We start from the raw sequence: 16,246 nt of genomic DNA, 5'->3' as shown, positions 1-16,246 counted from the left end.
TGGCCCGCGGCTGGTTCGATTCCGACGGACAGCCGCTGGTGCAGCACAGCCTGCACTGCATGCAGGCGCAGCCGGACACACCGCTGCAGCACTGCCTGCGTCAGGCCAGCCTGCCCGCCCCGCTGCCAACCACCGCGGGCGACGCTACGGGCAGGTGATCCCGGTACGCAGGACAACAGGACGGCTTGTTCCGTCATCCGTTGCCAGCTGTCCGCCTTGCAGCGGAAGCCGGCAGTGCGACACGGCAAGACCCAGCTACGTCTGCCATGATCGCAAGCCAACCCATACGCCCTTTCCTTTCATGCCTGCCCAGCGACTATTGCCGGTTCCCGTTGTCATTGCCCTGCTGGTTGCAGCTCCGCTGCTTGGCTTTGCCCTGCACCACTTTTTTCCCAAAGACAGAGACGGGGACAGAGACAGGGTCTTTGCCACCTTGATCTCCAATGCCCCGTTGCTGGTGCTGCCGGCCAGCGATGATCCACGGCTGGCCGAGGCGGTGCGCGAGCTGCGCTACTCCAAGGGGATCGAGTTGCTGCGCCTGCACCGCACGGCCGATACGCCTACGCGGTCACAGATCCGGGAACACCTGCGCCAGGCAGTGGAGAAGGGCTGGTTCAGCGCTGCCGACAAACCGTTGTTCGAACACGGTCGGATCTGCCTGCAGGCGGAGCCCGATGGCTCGCTCGAGCACTGTCTGCACCGTGCCGGCGTGGCGGTGCCTGAGCGGCTGCGGGACACCGGCAACACCCCTTCCTGATGCCATCCACCTGCCGCATCAACGATAACGGCCAGGCAATGCCTGGCCGTTGTGTTCAACCCGTAAAACGACAGACCGCGCTTCAGCGGCTGAGCACGCCGGGGTTCATCAGGCCCTGCGGGTCAAGCTGGGCCTTGATCGCATCGAGCACCGCCAGCGCGGCCGGGTCACGCCCGGCGCGGTAGTCGTAGAACTTGCCCAGCTGCAGGTTGGCTGCGCCATGGGCGCGCATCACATCGGCGATCTGGCGCTTGAGGCGGTCGGCCGCCGCGCGTGCTTCCAGGTGTTCACCGGGGCAGCCGATGCGCTCGCGGTGGTCGGCATCGACGGTGCGCACATGGAACGGGTTGTGGCTGTCGGGCCAGTAGATGCACGGCTCGATCACCGCGGCCTGCTCACCAACGCTGGACATCAGGGTGCCGATGAACAGCCCGTGCTGCTCCATCGTGTCGGCCTCGCGTGCAAACAGCGCCTGCAGCGCGTTGAACATGGCCACCGCCTGCGAGTGCGGCACCAGCGCGTGCACCGGGGCCCAGCGCTCGCCCTGCGGGCCGAGCATCGAGTTCCAGGCCGCGAACGGGTTGGCCGCCATCATCTTCGGGATCGACGGCTCCACCGATTCGCCCAGGTTGCCGACCAGCTTCTTCGCCCGCGCCACGCGGTCGGCCACTTCGGCCGCGCTGTCGCCTTCCAGGGTGATGTGCAGCGAGAACTGCTGCGCATCGACGATGTCACGGCCCTTCACGGCCAGCTTCAGGCCGGAGATCAGGCCGCCCTTCTTGATCACGTTGGTCAGCGACTTGACGTCACTGGCAAGGCTGGCGCGGCGCATGCGGATGGCGGTCAGCGACGGGTCGAACGCCGCCGTCTCGCTGGCCAGACCGTGGCGGGCCAGCACGCTCAGCGCGCCGAACAGGCCCTCCGGACTGGTGAACTGCCAGGACAGGTAATCGATGTGGCTGTGCAGCGGGATCAGCTTGAGCACAATGCGGGTCTTGATGCCCAGCAGGCCGCAATCGCCCAGGAACAGACCGGTCAGGTCCGGGCCGTACCAGCGGAAGAACGGGCTGGTGTTGGCGGCCGCCGCCGACCCGGTGGTCAGGATCTGCCCGGTGGCGGTGACCACCTGCAGGCCCAGCACCGCATCGGCCGAGCAGCCATAACGGGCCGAGCCGTTGAAGATGGCGCCCTGGGACATGCCGCCGCCCACGGTCGCGTGCGAACCGGACATCGGGCCGAAGTACGGGGTACGCACGCCCTTCTCGTCCAGCGCCGCTTTGAGGTCACGCCAGGTCACGCCGGCCTCGACGATGACGTAGGCGTCCTCGACGTTGATCTCCAGCACCTTGTTCAGGCCGCTGGTATCGACCAGTACCGAGGGCGATTGGGCGGCGATGTAGCCGCCGGTGTAGCTCATGCCGCCGCCACGCGGGATCACCGCGATGCCGGCCGCGGTGAGCGCCTTGACCGCATCGGCCAGCTCGTCGGCGCTGGTCGGGCGCAACACGGCCAGCAGCGGCTGGCCGGCGGAATAGACATCGGTACCGAAATAGGCCAGCTCGGCCTCGTCGGTGATGACCGCAGCACCCAGACGGGCCTGCAGCTGGGCCACGACGGCCTGGGCGGAATCGACAGCAGCGTTCATGGGGGACATCCTTGGTTCGGGTCGTTCAGCGATACGTTTCAGGACAACAGGGCCGCGGCGCGCCCCTGGAAATCATTGGCCGGTTCGGCCGAGACGCTCAGTGGGGTGCCGAGCTGACGCAGTTGGTCGGACAGGTCTGGCGGAGTGGCGGCGGCCAGCAGCGGCGCCAGACGCGTGCCCAGGCGCACCAGCTCGACGGTATTGGCATGCACACGCGCCGGATCCGGCGCATCGACGAGGCGACGGGCGGCGGCCGATGGTGTCATCCACGGCCAGATCAGGTGACGCTCGCGCTCCCAGTGCCAGGCATCGCCCAGATGACCGCCGGCGCGGTCGATCGTGGTGACCGGCAGGCCGGCCAGCAGGCAGGCCTGCTCGTCGGCAGTGAGCAGCCAGGGCGTGTCGAGATGGGCGTGGGCCAGGCGGGCGCCGTAGCGGGCGGCCAGACCGGGCAGATAGGCCGCCGCCGCACCGTGCAGGCGCAACTGCAGCCCGGCCTGCGGCACACAGGCATCGATCAGGGCGCCGATGCCGGCCACCATCGTGGCCACATCCAGCGTGGCATTGGTCTCGCAGGAGGCGCCATGGCCGGGCAGGTCCACCAGCAGCACGGCCCCGTCCACGGATACATCTCCCGGCACGAAGGGCGCACTGCCGGGTGCATGCAGCCATACGGCCACCGGCCCTGCACCGCGGCGCCACCAGCCGGCCACATCGCCAGCCGGCGATGCCACCAGCACGCGCTGCCAGTGCGCGGCCGGCGTCACGGACGGCACCGGCGGTGCCACCGGCTCGGCAGCCAGTGTGGCCGGCAGCCAGGCATCGAGCCGTTCCAGCATGGCCGGAATGCTGCCCGGCTCCTCCACCACCGACACGTTGGCCGGCAGGTCGACCAGGCGCGGCATGTGGGCCAGCAGCGGGTCGCCATGGCGGTAGACGATCAGGCTGGGCATCCGCAGTTCGCGCACCCAGTGGTGGTCATTGTGGGCAAAGGCAGCCGCATAACCGGTGCGGTAGTGGTCGCCCACGTCCAGCACATCCATCACGGCATCGTGCGTGGCCTGCACGCTGGCCGGCGGGATCGCCATGGCGGCCTCGGCGCGACCGTCATACCAAGGGAAGAAATACTTCTGCTCGCGGATGCGGCACCACAGCCAGCGCAGGTGGGACCCGTCCCATTGCGGCACGAAGGGCGGCAGGTAGGCGGCGCCGTACAGTGCACTCTCCTCCGGGGTGAAGGCGGCATAGCCGTCCACCACCAGGGCACTGACGGTTTGCGGATGCGCCCAGGCCAACCAGGTGGCGACCAGGCCGCCGGTATGCATGCCGAACACCGCCACCCGTTCCAGCCCCAGCGCCTGCACCAGCTCCCAGGTGGCGTGGCCGAAGGCGGCCATGTCGCGCGGGCCATCGGCCGGCAGCGGATCGGAATAGCCAAAGCCCGGGGTGTCGGGCGCGATCACGGTGAAGTGCGGTGCATAGCGGGCCATCATGTCGGCCCACATGCGCGAATTCTGCGGCGACTGGTGGATCAGCAGCAGGGCCGGGCCCTGGCCGGCACGCCGGTAATGCACCTGGCGGCCGTTGATGTCGATGAAGTGGCGGGTGATGGCAGTCATCGGTGGCGTATCACTCAATCATGTGCCACGGCCACCAGGGCCTTGCCGGTGTTCTCGCCGCGCAACAGGCCGATGAAGCCGGCCGCGGCGTTTTCCAGCCCGTGGTGGATGTGTTCGCGGTAGTGCAGGCGGCCATCGGCGATCAGCCCGGCCAGTTCGCTGCGGCAGGTGTCAAAGGCATCGAGATGGTCGTAGACCACCAGACCTTCCAGGCGCGCACGGGCACCGATCACCGGGCCCAGATTGGGACCGGGCGGCCGTTCGGCGCGGTTGTACTGATCGCTCAGCCCACACAGCACCACGCGGGCGCGCAGGCCCAGCTGGCCGAGCACGGTTTCCAGCACCGCCCCGCCGACATTGTCGAAATAGCCATCGATGCGCGCCGGGCAAGCCGCACGCAGGGCCTCGGCAAAATCGGATGCGCGATAGTTCACTGCCGCATCGAAGCCGTAGGTTTCGGTGAGCAGGGTGCATTTTTCGGTGGTACTGGTCAGTCCCACCACGCGGGCACCGGCAGCCTTGCACAGCTGGCCGGCAATCGAGCCGACCGCACCGGCAGCGGTGGAGATCACGACGGTCTGGCCGGCCTTCGGCTCCAGGATGTGGCGCACGCCGGCCCAGGCCGTCAGGCCCGGCACACCCAGCACGCCCACCGCGGTGGACGGTGGCGCCAGCGTGGCATCAACGGGCTGCAGCGCGCCGGCATCGGCCATGGCGTACTGCGCCCAGCCCAGCAGGCCGGTGACCCACTGCCCGGCAGCGAAGCGGCCGGTGGCATCTTCCACGACAGTGCCCACGGCATAGCCGGGCACCACCGCACCCAGCGGCGGACAGGGCGCGACATAGCGCCCGCCCAGCTGGGCACGCAGGAACGGGTCCAACGAGAGCCAGTGCAGGCGCACCAGCACCTGCCCGGTTCCCGGCCGGGGTACCGGCAACGTCTGCAGCACAAAATCCGACGGCTGCGGCATCCCTTCCGGAATGGCCCGCAGACACACGGCCTGCATCGTTACCGGCACGCGCTCCATGATCAGAACGCGTTGATGCCGGTCAGTTCGCGGCCGACCACCAGCTGGTGCACGGTCTCGGTGCCTTCATAGGTGATGACCGATTCCAGGTTCAGCGCATGACGGATGGCCGCATGCTCGGTGGTGATGCCGGCGCCGCCCAGCAGGTCACGGCATTCACGGGCGATGTCGATGGCCATGCGGCAGTTGTTCCACTTGGCCAGCGAGACTTGGGTCGGCTCCATCTTGCCGGCTTCCTTCAGGCGGCCCAGCTGCAGCGACAGCAGCTGCGAAGCGGTGATGCGGCGGGCCATGTCGGCCATCTTGATCTGGGCGCTCTGGGTGGCAGCGACCGGACGACCGAACAGGATGCGCTCCTTGGTGTAGGCCAGCACTTCTTCCAGACAGGCCTGGGCCGCGCCGATCGGGCCCCAGGTGATGCCGTAGCGGGCCTGGGTCAGACAGCCCAGCGGGCCCTTCAGACCCTTCACGTTCGGCAGGCGGTTGGCATCGGGCACGCGCACGTTGTCGAAGAACAGGGCGCCGGTGGCCGAGGCACGCAGGCTCATCTTCTTCTTGATTTCCTGCACGGTGAAACCCGGGGTGCCCTTCTCGATGACAAAGCCCTGGATGCCGTCTTCGGTATGCGCCCAGACGATGGCGATGTCGGCCATCGGCGCATTGGTGATCCACATCTTCGAGCCGTTGATCACCCACGCATCGCCGTCCTTGGTGGCACGGGTCTTCATGCTGGCCGGGTCCGAACCGCCGTGCGATTCGGTCAGACCGAAGCAGCCGATCACCTTGCCGGCGGCCATGTCCGGCAGCCAGCGCATGCGCTGCTCTTCGCTGCCGTAGGCATAGATCGGGTACATGCACAGCGAGCTCTGCACCGACACGAAGCTGCGCAGGCCCGAGTCACCGCGCTCCAGCTCCTGGCAGATCAGGCCGTAGCTGACATAGCCCAGGTTCGAGCCACCGTACTGTTCGGGCAGGGTCGCGCCCAGCAGGCCCATTTCGGCCACTTCGGAAATCAGTTCCTTCGGGAACTGGCCCTGGTCGAAGCAGTCGCCGATGATCGGCAGCACGCGCTCGTTGGTGAAACGGGCAACCGATTCCTGGACAGCACGCTCTTCTTCGGTGAGCAGGGAGGCAACGTCGTAAAGGTCAAACGGATTCAGGCTCATGCAATTCTCACTGGCGCACGGTGTGCGATGGCGGTGGGGGTGTTGGATCAGGCGGAAAGGATGGCGGCAGCGGCGCGCAGGCCGGACTTGACCGCTGCCTCCATGCCGGGGACGTCCAGTTCGGTCTGTTCGCCGGCAAAGTGCAGGCGTCCGAACGGGGTGTTGTTCCACTGCAGGGTCTGCGCAAAGCGGCCCGGCATGATTTCGGCAAACGCACCGCCGGCCAGCGGATCACCGCCCCAGCTGCGCGTTTCCAGCGGCACCAGGGCGCCGCGGCTGGCCGGTCGCAGGCGTTCGAATGCGTTGATGGCCCAGGCAAAGCGGGCCTCGCGGTCCAACTTGTCGGCCGCTTGTGCGGCAGCGCCGTTGAGCCAGACGATCAGACGGTTGATCCGGCCATCGTCACCGGGCACGGCAAACACCCGCTGCAGGATCCCGGTGCCCCACAGCCACAGCGGCAGGCCATCGTCTTCCCAGAACGGGCGGGTCGGCTGCAGGTGGATGGTGGTCACCGCATTGCCACCGCGGCCGGCCCAGATCGCCTGCTGCGCGGCCGGCGGTGCCGGGTCTATGACGATGCGCGACAGCGGCAGGCTGGGAATGGCCAGCACCACATGGCCGGCCTGGAAACGGCGGCCATCGGCGCAGCGTACCTGTACGCCACGGGCACTGCTTTCCACCGCGGCCACCTGGGCGTTGTGCACCACCTCACTGGCCAGCGAGGCGGCCATCGCCTCGGGCAGTGCCTGGCTGCCACCTTCGATCCAGCTGGTGCCCGGTGCGCCGTGGCGACGCAGGGCATCGCGACGCAGCACGTCCAGCGCGCTGATGGTGTGCACCGACGAATAGGCATTGCCGATATCCATCAGGGCGATGGCATCGGCCGACCAGCCGCGCGAGGACAGCAACTGGGCCAGCGGGACATCCATCCCGAGCAGGGCCGCGTCGGTCCAGCTGTCGATGGCCGGCAGGGCCAGCTCGTTCAAGGCCGTGGACAGCAGCATCGGCGGTGCGATGTCGCGCTCGCGACCGGCAAGCGTGTTGTGCGGGCTGGTGGCCCACTGGGCAGCCGGGAACAGTCCGGTCCCGAAATCAAAGCCCATCCCACTGGCCGGCGGACGGGCCACGCTGGGCGCCACCATGCCCACGCCCACGCGTTCGGCTTCGGCGCGCAGCCGGGCATAGCCGGTACCCACTTCCACGCCACCGATCTCGAACCGCAGACCGTTGCGCGTCACCGTATGCAGGCGTCCACCGATACGGTCCGATGCTTCCAGCACCGTGACCCGTGCGCCGCCGGCTTCCAGCGCATGCGCCGCCGCCAGTCCGGCCAGACCCGCACCGACCACGATCACGTCACGGGGTGAGCCAGCGCCACGTGGACGGGCCAGTACCGGAAACGACGACAGCGCCATCAAGGCGCCGGCTCCTGCGATGAAATGACGACGTTGCATCTGTTGGCTCCTGCCAGGGCCGGCCCGGTTGCCCGGGCCGGCGGGTTGGATCAGAACTTGTAGCTCACTTCCACACCGTACATGCGCGGCAGCGACGGGGTCACGCCGAAGTCACGCACGTTGACCAGGGTCAGACCGGTCAGCGGCGGCACGTTCGGCACGGCGATGTACTTGTCCGGGTTCACGGTGCGCTGTGCATCTTCCGGGGTACGGTCGTTGAACGCGTTGTTGACGTAGGCGCTGATCTGCCACTGGTCGTTCGGACGCAGGGTGAAGCGGAAGTTGGTGCGCACCGACGCGCCCAAGTAGGCCAGATTGTGCACCTGCACGTAGCGCTTGCTCTCGTAGGTGCTGTCCATGTTGGCGGTGTAGCTCCAACCGTTGGCGAACTCACCATCACGCATCAGGCCCAGGGTGGCCTTGTGCTTGGGCACGCGCGGCAGGTAGTTGCCGGCAGCGTCAGCGGCCGGGTCATCCAGCGTCGGCGCAGCAGCGTCGGAGAACAGGTCAGCATGGTCCTGGCTGATGAACGACAGGATCTTGGCGTTGGTCAGCGAGTAATTGAAGCTGGCCTGCCAGCCCGGAGCGAACCCCCACTGCGATTCCAGCTCGAAGCCCTTGACCTCGGACTCACCCACGTTGGTGGTGTAGCTGGTGGAGAACAGGGTGCCGTTCTTGCGCAGCACCGGGCCGGTCTGGGTCAGCTGCTGGTTGGTCCAGTCGATGTAGAACACGTTGGCGTTGACGCGCATGCGGCCGTCCAGCCAATCGCTCTTGACGCCGAACTCGTAGTTCCAGGTCTTTTCTTCCTCGAACTTGTCCAGGCCCTGGCTCAGCAGCTGGGCCAGCGCGTCATCGGCCAGGTCAGCGCGGAACACGGTGGTGTTGAAGCCACCCGGCTTGTTGCCCTTGGACACCAGGCCGTAGATGTTGACGTTGTCAGCGGCCTGATAGCTCAGGGTGAAGCGCGGAGTAAAACTCTTGAACGACTCGCTCAGCGAATACGGCAGGGTGTAGGTGCTGGTACCCAGGATGCGGGTATCGATACCGCCCTTGCTAATTTCATCGGTGGCGTAACGGCCTTCGGCCGAGGCGGTCCACTGGTCGTTGATGCGCCAGTTGATCATGCCGTAGATGGCCTTGTTGACGGTCTTGTCGTCCGGGTTGGTGGCAATGGCCACGCGGCTGGCCAGATCACCACCCCAGCCCGGCTTGGCCGACTGGCTGTAGTAGTACAGGCCGAACATACCCGACACGTCGAGGTTCTGGTCGGTGCTCAGGCGCAGGTCCTGCGACCAGTCCTTGAGCGAGTCCAGGGTGAAGGTTTCGAACGCACCGGCAAAGCCACGGGTCGGGCTGTAGTCCTGGTCAAAACCGTTGTACTTGTCCGCTTCGTTGTAAGCGGTGGTGGAGGTGAACTGCCAGCCGTTGTCGAACATGTAGTCGACCACCAGGCTGGAGCGGTTCAGCGTCTGCTTGCGGCCGGCGTAGAAGCCCGCAGCTTCATAGGCGTCAGTGTTGATGCCGATATCCGACGGCATCTTGATTTCGCCGCAGTAGTAGCCGCGGGTGCGGGTCTCAGCGACCGGGTACAGGCCCAGGTAGCTGGCGCCGGTCAGCGTCGGCAGGTAGCAGTTGTTGAGCTCATCGCCCTGGCGCTGGATCGCGATGTGGCTGTCGCGGTTCTTCTGCTGACTGACACGCGCGATGATTTCCAGATTCTCGTTCGGAAGCCAAGAAATGGCGCCCATCACGCTCTGCGAATCGTTTCCTCCCAAGTCCTTACGACCTGTGACAGTGTTGTAGTACATATCATCGTTGCCACGCTTGCTGGCACTGATGTCGTAACCGAAGGTTCCATCTTCGTTACCGCCAGAGTAGAACACGCTCAGCTTTTCCTGACCGTAGTTGCCAGCGCCCAAGGTGACCTTGCCACCCGGAACACTGCCCGGGCGGCGAGTAATGAAGTTGACCGCGCCGGAGAACGTACGACGGCCAAATGCCGCTGACTGGGGACCTCGAATTACTTCAACTCGCTGGATGTTGTCCAGTCCGTAACCGGAGATGTCGCCTTCCACGTAGATGCCGTCGATGAAGAACGAGGCGTTGGCTTCACCCTGGATGTTGGACATGCCGCGGATGACCGGACGGTCGGTACCACGACCGTAGCCTGAGCGGAAAGAGAAGCTCGGCGACATGTTGGCAATGTCACGGATGTCCACCAAGCCTTTCTTTTCGATGACCTGCTCGGAAATAGCCGAGATAGGCAACGGCATCTGCTGCAGCGGCTCGGCCACGCCACGGGCAGTGACTTCGATCGATTCCAGGCTGGTGACCGGGCCTGCGGCGTCATCGGCCGGTTCGGCAGCGGGGGTTTCAGCGGCAATGGCATGGCCGGCACTGAGCATCAGTGCAAGGGCAATGGAGGAGCACAGCAGGTCGGGCTTGACGGTTTTCATGCGGTTCCGGGGGGAAGTGGGCCGGGGGATGCGGTGTGGGTGACATCAACGGGGGGAGGAGGCACTGCACGGCATCGCTTGCGTCTTGCGGGTCTTGCGGTCTTGCTCAGTCAGCAGCCTTGCCGGCCTGCTTCAGATCACGGTAGTAGTTCCAGCTGGTGACATTGGGCTGGACCCACTGCGCCGGGGCGGTGGCGTATTCGGGGTAGTGCCGGGCGATGCGCGCACGGATGTCCTCGGGCAGTTCATCCACCGAGGCGCGCTTGTTGCCCTGGGCCACATACAGCAGGCCACCGGCACGGGTACCCAGCTTCATCCACGGCAGCCACGGGCCAACCCGGGTCCAGCCGTAGGTCACCGGCACCTGGCTCAGGGCCGGGTCTTCCAGCGCGGCGCGCGGGGTGAAGAACATGAAGTGCTCCGAGCCGATGTACATCGGCCCGGAGGACTCGGCCGGGAATTGCGCCGGCTGCAGCGGATTGGGATAGGCCAGCGGGATGTTCAGGGTCAGCATCACGGTGTCACCGGCTTCCACCCAGGGCATGGCCACTTCGCGGCCCGGCGCATTGAGCACGGTGTTGACCGGGTCATTGGCCACATGCACCACCTCCACGCGTTCGCCGCTGAACGGGTTGTCCCACGCATCGATGATCTGGCCGGTGGCCAGGTCGCGGTAGAAGGTCAGCTCGCGGGTGACCAGGCGCCAGGTGCCATCGGCCAGCTTTTCGGCGCGGCAGATGTTGTAGCCCTCAAACCCCATCAGCGGTGCGGCCTTCTTTTCCGGCTCCTGCGCAAACAGGGTGCCTTCCCACCACAGCAGCACCTCCTCCTGCGGATCCAGCGAACAGCGCATCTTGACCAGTGCTTCGGTACTGCCCTGGGCAGAAGCCAGATCCAACGCACGGGCCTGTGCCGAAAGTGCGATTGCAGTGGCTGCCAACAAGGTGAAAAGTGTCTTCATTGCTTATCCAGATGCTGTGGGCGTCCGCGAAGGCCACGCCGGTGGTGTCAATCAGGTGGCAGCAGGATGACCACCTAGAGACATATAGCTATAACATTAGAACATGTTTGTCCAATCATTTCGGCATGCCAGAAGGCATACCTGCAATGACCGGACATTCACCTTGTAGGCATTGCCGCACAACGGTTTGCATTGCTGCAAAGCAGCATTCGAAGGGGCCGCAGAATTGATCCAGATCAAAGAACCACGCAGGTACTTAGCGCAGTCTTGACCGCAGCGGTTTTTTTGACTTATAGCTATATCATTAGAACCAAACAGCCACCCGCCGCGTCCCGGAGCAATGCCATGAGTGAGCAAGTCCTGCCCCCCAGCTGGCAACACGTCGGCCGTCACGACCTGTTCCCGGTCAGCCGCCATGACGACACCGCACGGTTTGATTTCCTGGCCAATCTCAACGGCTACCTCGCCGGCCAGCTCAGCCCGAAGGTCAAGCAGGCCTACGAGCAGCGGGTGAAGCCGGCCTTCGAGAAGGCCGCTGGCCGGCCGCCGCAAAACCGCCATGAAGTGCGCAAGGCGATGGCCGGCGATCCGACCTACCAGACCTGGAGTGCGCTGCGCCGCAGCTCGATGGAGATGCGCCAGCAGGCCGGCCGTGCACTGGTGTTGCGCCAGGCCGATGCACTGATCGACAAGGCCCGACAGTACAACACCGGTGATGACGGCCTGAAGCTGGACCCGAGCGTGCAGGTGCCGCGCTATGCCAGCGCGGTGGACATCCACTGCATGCCCGGCGGCTACCACACCGAACTCACTGCCGATGACGTCACCGCTGCAGCCAACTATGACTGCGGCATCTTCGCCACCACCGGTGGCATGCTTGGCCGCTACAACGATGGCGGTGGCCAGGCACTGGCACAGTGGCTCAAGGAGCAGCACCCGGAGTTCAAGCCCAGGCGCATCCTCGATATCGGCTGCACCGTCGGCCACAACATCGTGCCGCTGGCCCAGGCCTTCCCCGAGGCCGAAGTGATTGCCATCGACGTGGCCGCACCGATGCTGCGCTACGCCCATGCGCGGGCACGGGCACTGGGGGTGAACAACATCACCTTCGTGCAGGCCAATGGCGAGGCGCTGGATTACCCCGACGGCCACTTCGACATCGTGATGACCTCGATGTTCTGGCACGAAACCAGCGCCAGGGCGATGCCGAAGATGCTGGCTGAAATCCAGCGCGTGCTCGCTTCCGGCGGCCTGACCGCGCACCTGGAACAGCCGCAGTACCACGGCATGGACCCGTACGAGCAGTTCATCCGCGACTGGGATGCCTACAACAACAACGAGCCGTTCTGGAGCGTCATGCACGAGTACGACCTGCAGCAGATGATGACCGAGGCCGGGTTTGATCCGCAGCGTTACTTCGAGACGAAGATCCGCGGCGTGGTTGACCGCGACATCTTCCCGGTGGCCAGCGAAAAGGGCGAGGACCACGGCCGTGCCGCCCTGTGGACGATGTTTGGAGCGTGGAAAGCATGAGCAGCACGATTGATCCGATCAGCCAGGCCGGCACCCGCGCCAAGGGCAAGCGTCCCTACTTCTTCAAGGACGCCGATGTCGAGCGCCTGCTTGGCATCGTGATGGCCGTAGCAATGGAAAACGCAGTAACCCGCCAGCGTCTGGATGCGCTGGAACGGCTGGTCGAGCAGAAGGGACTGCTGACCCGCGCCGAACTGGAACAGTTCGCCCCCGACCGTGACGCCGAAGCCGAGCGCACGTTGTGGATGAAGGAATACATCGCCCGGGTGCTGCGCATCGTGCAGCAGGAAACCGAAGCGATTCAAGGCGGTGCTATGGACGTGCCGATGGAAGAAGTGATGGATGCACTTCGCAATGACTGAGCGCCAAGCCCAGGCGTGGCCTCAAAACTGACATCAACACGACATAGAGGAACCGAAATGCCGAACATGCAACTGCACATGCCGATCCTGGCCCGCCACGAAGGTATCTGGGACGGCGTCTACCGCTACTACGACGCCAACGGCAACAAGATCGACGAGCACAAGTCGCGCCTGATCTGCCGCTTCACCGACGACGAGGCCGTGCCGTACCACCAGACCAACCACTACAGCTGGGATGACGGCAAGGTCGAAGTGCGCGACTTCCCGACCCGCTACGAGTTCGGCCGGGTGATCTTCGACAACGAGCTGATCTACGGCTGGGCCGCCGAAGTGCCGCTGGACGACTACCACCGCAGCGTGATGCTGTACTGGAAGCGCAAGGGCGAAGAAGGCATGGAGCTGTATGAGATGATCCAGATCTCCGACTGCGGCCAGATGCGCAACCGCGTGTGGCACTGGTACAAGAACGGCGTGCTGGTGCAGCGCACCCTGATTGACGAAAAGTTCGTCAGCAAGGACTGGCAGAAGGTGACCGGCCACAGCTTCAACGGCGAAGCCATCTGATGACGGCACCACGCCGCCATTGATCTTCGCAACACCGCGCAACCCCGGACGGTAACGCCCGGGGTTGTGTCTTTCCATTACGAGGTAACAGATGAGCAACTCCAGGAGACAGTTCCTTTCCGGTGCCGCAGGCCTGGCCGCCCTTGGCGTGGCCGGCCCTTCCCTGCTCGGTGCCAGCGCACCGGCGCAGGCGGCCATGGGCAAGGGCCCGGACACGCCCAACCAGCGTGACGACGGCACCTACGACGTGGTTGAACTGGCAAAGCCGGCCTGGATGCTCGGCCTGGTGCAGTCGCGCGTGCACAGCTTCGATGCCAGCCAATGGAAGGCCGGCACCCGCCGCAACCTGGCCCACATGCTGGACCTGATCGACAAGGCCCACTACCACGCCAAGCCGGACCTGCTGCAGTTCCACGAGTTCCCGCTGACCGGCTGGCGCAAGTGGACCCGCAACGAAATCCTGAAGTTCGCCATCACCATCCCCGGTGAGGAGACCGAGGCCATTGCCGCCAAGGCACGCCAGTACGGCACCTGGATCGTGTTCGGCGCCTACGCCACCGATCCGGACTGGCCGGGCCACGTGCTCTCGATCACCACGATCATCAACGACAAGGGCGAGATCGTCGACAAGCACTGGAAGGCACGCAACCTCAAAGGCGCCTTCCCGGATTTCGAGCTGTTCACCACCACCACCTACGACGTGCTGGACCGCTACGTGGAAATGTACGGCCGCGATGCCGTGGTGCCGGTCACCCGCACCCCGCTGGGCAACATCTGCACCTCCTCCACCCAGCGTGAGCCGGAGCTGTTCCGGGCGATGGCAGTGAAGGGCGCGGAAGTGTTCCTGCGCACCGCATCGGGCGGTTTTTCCCCGCTCGATGTGCAGGCCTGCGCCATGTACAACGGGGTGTACTCGTCGATCGTCAACAACTCGATCTCGCCGGACAACGGCCCCTATTTCGATGACCCGGGTTCGGGCGGTACCGCCGTCTACGGCCCGCAGGGCACCGCGATTGCCGAGGCCACCAGCGCCCACGAGACCCTGGTACTGGCCAACATCCCGATCGCCAGCCTACGCGCGCGCAAGCGCCAGCCGGTGATGCACGCCGACCTGTACAACGACGTCTACGCCAACTACCGCAGCGCCTACGCCCCGAACCTGTGGACCGAACACCTGCCCGAGTCACTGGAGGACGCCGCCCAGTACATCCGCGGCAAGTCGCGCTGGAAGTAAGCCTTCAGCGGATCTTGATGTTTCAAACAACAACGGCGCCGAAAGGCGCCGTTGCTGGTTTGCCTGCGCATGTCCCGATCCGGCAGCACCACAGGCGGCGCGCCGGCAACTTGCTGCCGGCCTATACCAACTGACCACGCAGCGCTCACCCGCCCACAACGCCCACCCGGCTAAGACAGGGGCACCATTCCAACGGAGAGCAAGCATGCCCGTACACTCTGGCAAGACTGGCAACGCGGCCGACCCTCGCAGCCACGCCAAGACCGCTGTTGCCAAGGCCGACCGCAACGCCAGCGACAGCACTGCCGCCGCCACCCAGGGCCAGCAGGATGACAAGGCACAGCAGGAAGCGGCCGCGCGCGATGACAGCAAGACCGTCGCGCGCGAAAAGGACACCAGCCGGACGGCCGCCCTGCGCAAATGAGTGCTTTGGGTGGTGGGCACCAAGCCCGGACAGCTCAACGGCGCCCTGCGGCGCCGTTGTCATGTCTCTTGGCCATGTGAAAGTCCGCTCTGCGAAAATGCACTCTGGTCGGTCCGGCTGGGCAAGCCCCTACACGCTCAATGCGCATCCCTGACTATCCGGGTTCTGCGCTGAACGACATAACCAAGCCCCGCAAACACCAGTGTAATCACGGTAAAAACGATCGGCAGGATACGAAGGACTTCACCAAGCAAAAGAGCGAGGTTGTTGAGCCACGGTTCTACGTGCAGACCACGCGGAATGATCAGGCTTGCATGGATCAAGAGTGTGGCTGCAATGGAAACCGCCAGAACGACGGCGTAGGCAGGCGCCAGCATTCCTGGAATCACGTGTGGATAGTCAGCATAACGGGCTGCCACCACGACCGGGCGGCCGAACCTGGCCAGTCGCTCCCTGCGATCTGCGTCATCGCGGGCATCATGAAGCAGTTCACCCAGATCCTCCCTGATACGGCCCAGTTGCTGATTGCGTCTGAACCAGGGCAGCCAACGTGCAACTTCGCGCAGATATCTGTCCAGCATATTCATTGGTTGCCTCCATTGAGATGGACAAGGCTTTCGGTAAACGAACGCCATTGCTCGAACATGGCGGTATGGGCAGCAGCACCGGCCTCGGACAATTGATACATGCGTTTGAGTCGTGAGCCTTCCGGGCGCCGTTCACTTACCAGAAGTGACTGGCTTTCCAGACGCCGCAGCATTGGATACAAGGCTCCTTCCTCAATGGGAAGGCAGGCCTGGGCAAGGCGTACGCGCACATCCGCCCCACAAGCCTCCCCCTGCTTCAAGACACTGAGGACAGCCAGCACCAGGGTTCCACGACGGAGTTCCTGCATCAACGCGGGGTCGATCATCAACTGGGTCCTGATCAGAGCACACATAGCGTCACACACTGTGCGACACACAGGCAATGGGAGATGCATTGCTGTGAACACGACGTCCCCTCAAACGCCAAACGGCGCTTGCCCCCCTCGAACATTC

General features: G+C 65.1%; 15 protein-coding genes. 6 read left to right on the top strand and 9 right to left on the bottom strand.

Features of this window, described 5'->3' with window-relative positions; all coding sequences use genetic code 11:
• Positions 1-433 precede the first annotated feature (433 nt).
• Positions 434-757: a hypothetical protein gene (locus tag ABB25_RS12015; protein WP_057667144.1), complete on the top strand. Its 324-nt coding sequence runs from the start codon at positions 434-436 to the stop codon at positions 755-757.
• Between the two features lie 82 nt (positions 758-839).
• Here the strand turns inward: ABB25_RS12015 and ABB25_RS12010 are convergent, their stop codons facing one another.
• From ABB25_RS12010 to ABB25_RS11980, 7 genes are all read right to left on the bottom strand, one after another.
• Positions 840-2,402, bottom strand: coding sequence for an FAD-binding oxidoreductase (locus ABB25_RS12010; protein WP_057667142.1), 1,563 nt, complete (start codon positions 2,400-2,402; stop codon positions 840-842).
• A 38-nt stretch (positions 2,403-2,440) separates the two neighbouring features.
• Positions 2,441-4,021, bottom strand: coding sequence for an alpha/beta hydrolase (locus tag ABB25_RS12005; RefSeq protein ID WP_057667140.1), 1,581 nt, complete (start codon positions 4,019-4,021; stop codon positions 2,441-2,443).
• A gap of 14 nt (positions 4,022-4,035) precedes the next feature.
• Positions 4,036-5,028: an NADP-dependent oxidoreductase gene (locus ABB25_RS12000; RefSeq protein ID WP_275452796.1), complete on the bottom strand. Its 993-nt coding sequence runs from the start codon at positions 5,026-5,028 to the stop codon at positions 4,036-4,038.
• A 23-nt stretch (positions 5,029-5,051) separates the two neighbouring features.
• Positions 5,052-6,215, bottom strand: a complete 1,164-nt coding sequence (locus ABB25_RS11995) for an acyl-CoA dehydrogenase family protein (protein ID WP_057667135.1) — start codon at positions 6,213-6,215, stop codon at positions 5,052-5,054.
• 47 nt (positions 6,216-6,262) lie between these two features.
• Positions 6,263-7,669 carry a flavin monoamine oxidase family protein gene (locus tag ABB25_RS11990; RefSeq protein WP_083488312.1) on the bottom strand — a complete coding sequence of 469 codons (1,407 nt, stop codon included), beginning with the start codon at positions 7,667-7,669 and terminating at the stop codon, positions 6,263-6,265.
• Positions 7,670-7,719: 50 nt separating this feature from the next.
• Positions 7,720-10,128 carry a TonB-dependent receptor gene (locus tag ABB25_RS11985; RefSeq protein WP_057667131.1) on the bottom strand — a complete coding sequence of 803 codons (2,409 nt, stop codon included), beginning with the start codon at positions 10,126-10,128 and terminating at the stop codon, positions 7,720-7,722.
• 106 nt (positions 10,129-10,234) lie between these two features.
• Positions 10,235-11,089: a DUF1838 family protein gene (locus ABB25_RS11980; protein WP_083488310.1), complete on the bottom strand. Its 855-nt coding sequence runs from the start codon at positions 11,087-11,089 to the stop codon at positions 10,235-10,237.
• A gap of 345 nt (positions 11,090-11,434) precedes the next feature.
• Here ABB25_RS11980 and ABB25_RS11975 point away from each other — a divergent pair, with 345 nt between their 5' ends.
• The 5 genes from ABB25_RS11975 to ABB25_RS11955 all read left to right on the top strand — a co-directional run bounded on the left by ABB25_RS11975 (position 11,435) and on the right by ABB25_RS11955 (position 15,206).
• A complete protein-coding gene (locus ABB25_RS11975; protein ID WP_057667128.1) occupies positions 11,435-12,622 on the top strand; it encodes a class I SAM-dependent methyltransferase in 1,188 nt (395 codons plus the stop codon).
• Positions 12,619-12,984: a hypothetical protein gene (locus ABB25_RS11970; protein WP_057667126.1), complete on the top strand. Its 366-nt coding sequence runs from the start codon at positions 12,619-12,621 to the stop codon at positions 12,982-12,984. Before ABB25_RS11975 ends, ABB25_RS11970 begins: the two co-directional genes overlap by 4 nt.
• A gap of 57 nt (positions 12,985-13,041) precedes the next feature.
• Positions 13,042-13,548: a hypothetical protein gene (locus ABB25_RS11965; protein ID WP_057667124.1), complete on the top strand. Its 507-nt coding sequence runs from the start codon at positions 13,042-13,044 to the stop codon at positions 13,546-13,548.
• Between the two features lie 91 nt (positions 13,549-13,639).
• Complete coding sequence (locus ABB25_RS11960) at positions 13,640-14,782, top strand: nitrilase-related carbon-nitrogen hydrolase (protein ID WP_057667122.1); 1,143 nt, start codon at positions 13,640-13,642, stop codon at positions 14,780-14,782.
• 205 nt (positions 14,783-14,987) lie between these two features.
• Complete coding sequence (locus ABB25_RS11955; RefSeq protein WP_057667119.1) at positions 14,988-15,206, top strand: hypothetical protein; 219 nt, start codon at positions 14,988-14,990, stop codon at positions 15,204-15,206.
• Positions 15,207-15,343: 137 nt separating this feature from the next.
• Here the strand turns inward: ABB25_RS11955 and ABB25_RS11950 are convergent, their stop codons facing one another.
• Positions 15,344-15,793: a hypothetical protein gene (locus ABB25_RS11950; protein ID WP_152981207.1), complete on the bottom strand. Its 450-nt coding sequence runs from the start codon at positions 15,791-15,793 to the stop codon at positions 15,344-15,346.
• Entirely contained in the window at positions 15,790-16,119 is a 330-nt protein-coding gene (locus ABB25_RS11945) for a PadR family transcriptional regulator (protein ID WP_057667149.1), read from the bottom strand. Before ABB25_RS11945 ends, ABB25_RS11950 begins: the two co-directional genes overlap by 4 nt.
• Positions 16,120-16,246 lie beyond the last annotated feature (127 nt).

Origin of the sequence: Stenotrophomonas koreensis (assembly GCF_001431525.1) — a bacterium.
Classification (GTDB): Bacteria; Pseudomonadota; Gammaproteobacteria; order Xanthomonadales; family Xanthomonadaceae; genus Stenotrophomonas; species Stenotrophomonas koreensis.
Note: the sequence above shows the minus strand (reverse complement) of the source record. Positions and strands in the feature narration are given on the sequence as shown.

Coding starts and splice junctions, on each gene's coding strand:
- ABB25_RS12010 (WP_057667142.1), bottom strand. CDS start 2,402: ATGAACGCTGCTGTCGATTCCGCCCAGGCCGTCGTGGCCCAGCTGCAG.
- ABB25_RS12005 (WP_057667140.1), bottom strand. CDS start 4,021: ATGACTGCCATCACCCGCCACTTCATCGACATCAACGGCCGCCAGGTG.
- ABB25_RS12000 (WP_275452796.1), bottom strand. CDS start 5,028: ATGCAGGCCGTGTGTCTGCGGGCCATTCCGGAAGGGATGCCGCAGCCG.
- ABB25_RS11995 (WP_057667135.1), bottom strand. CDS start 6,215: ATGAGCCTGAATCCGTTTGACCTTTACGACGTTGCCTCCCTGCTCACC.
- ABB25_RS11990 (WP_083488312.1), bottom strand. CDS start 7,669: ATGCAACGTCGTCATTTCATCGCAGGAGCCGGCGCCTTGATGGCGCTG.
- ABB25_RS11985 (WP_057667131.1), bottom strand. CDS start 10,128: ATGAAAACCGTCAAGCCCGACCTGCTGTGCTCCTCCATTGCCCTTGCA.
- ABB25_RS11980 (WP_083488310.1), bottom strand. CDS start 11,089: ATGAAGACACTTTTCACCTTGTTGGCAGCCACTGCAATCGCACTTTCG.
- ABB25_RS11975 (WP_057667128.1), top strand. CDS start 11,435: ATGAGTGAGCAAGTCCTGCCCCCCAGCTGGCAACACGTCGGCCGTCAC.
- ABB25_RS11970 (WP_057667126.1), top strand. CDS start 12,619: ATGAGCAGCACGATTGATCCGATCAGCCAGGCCGGCACCCGCGCCAAG.
- ABB25_RS11965 (WP_057667124.1), top strand. CDS start 13,042: ATGCCGAACATGCAACTGCACATGCCGATCCTGGCCCGCCACGAAGGT.
- ABB25_RS11960 (WP_057667122.1), top strand. CDS start 13,640: ATGAGCAACTCCAGGAGACAGTTCCTTTCCGGTGCCGCAGGCCTGGCC.
- ABB25_RS11955 (WP_057667119.1), top strand. CDS start 14,988: ATGCCCGTACACTCTGGCAAGACTGGCAACGCGGCCGACCCTCGCAGC.
- ABB25_RS11950 (WP_152981207.1), bottom strand. CDS start 15,793: ATGAATATGCTGGACAGATATCTGCGCGAAGTTGCACGTTGGCTGCCC.
- ABB25_RS11945 (WP_057667149.1), bottom strand. CDS start 16,119: ATGATCGACCCCGCGTTGATGCAGGAACTCCGTCGTGGAACCCTGGTG.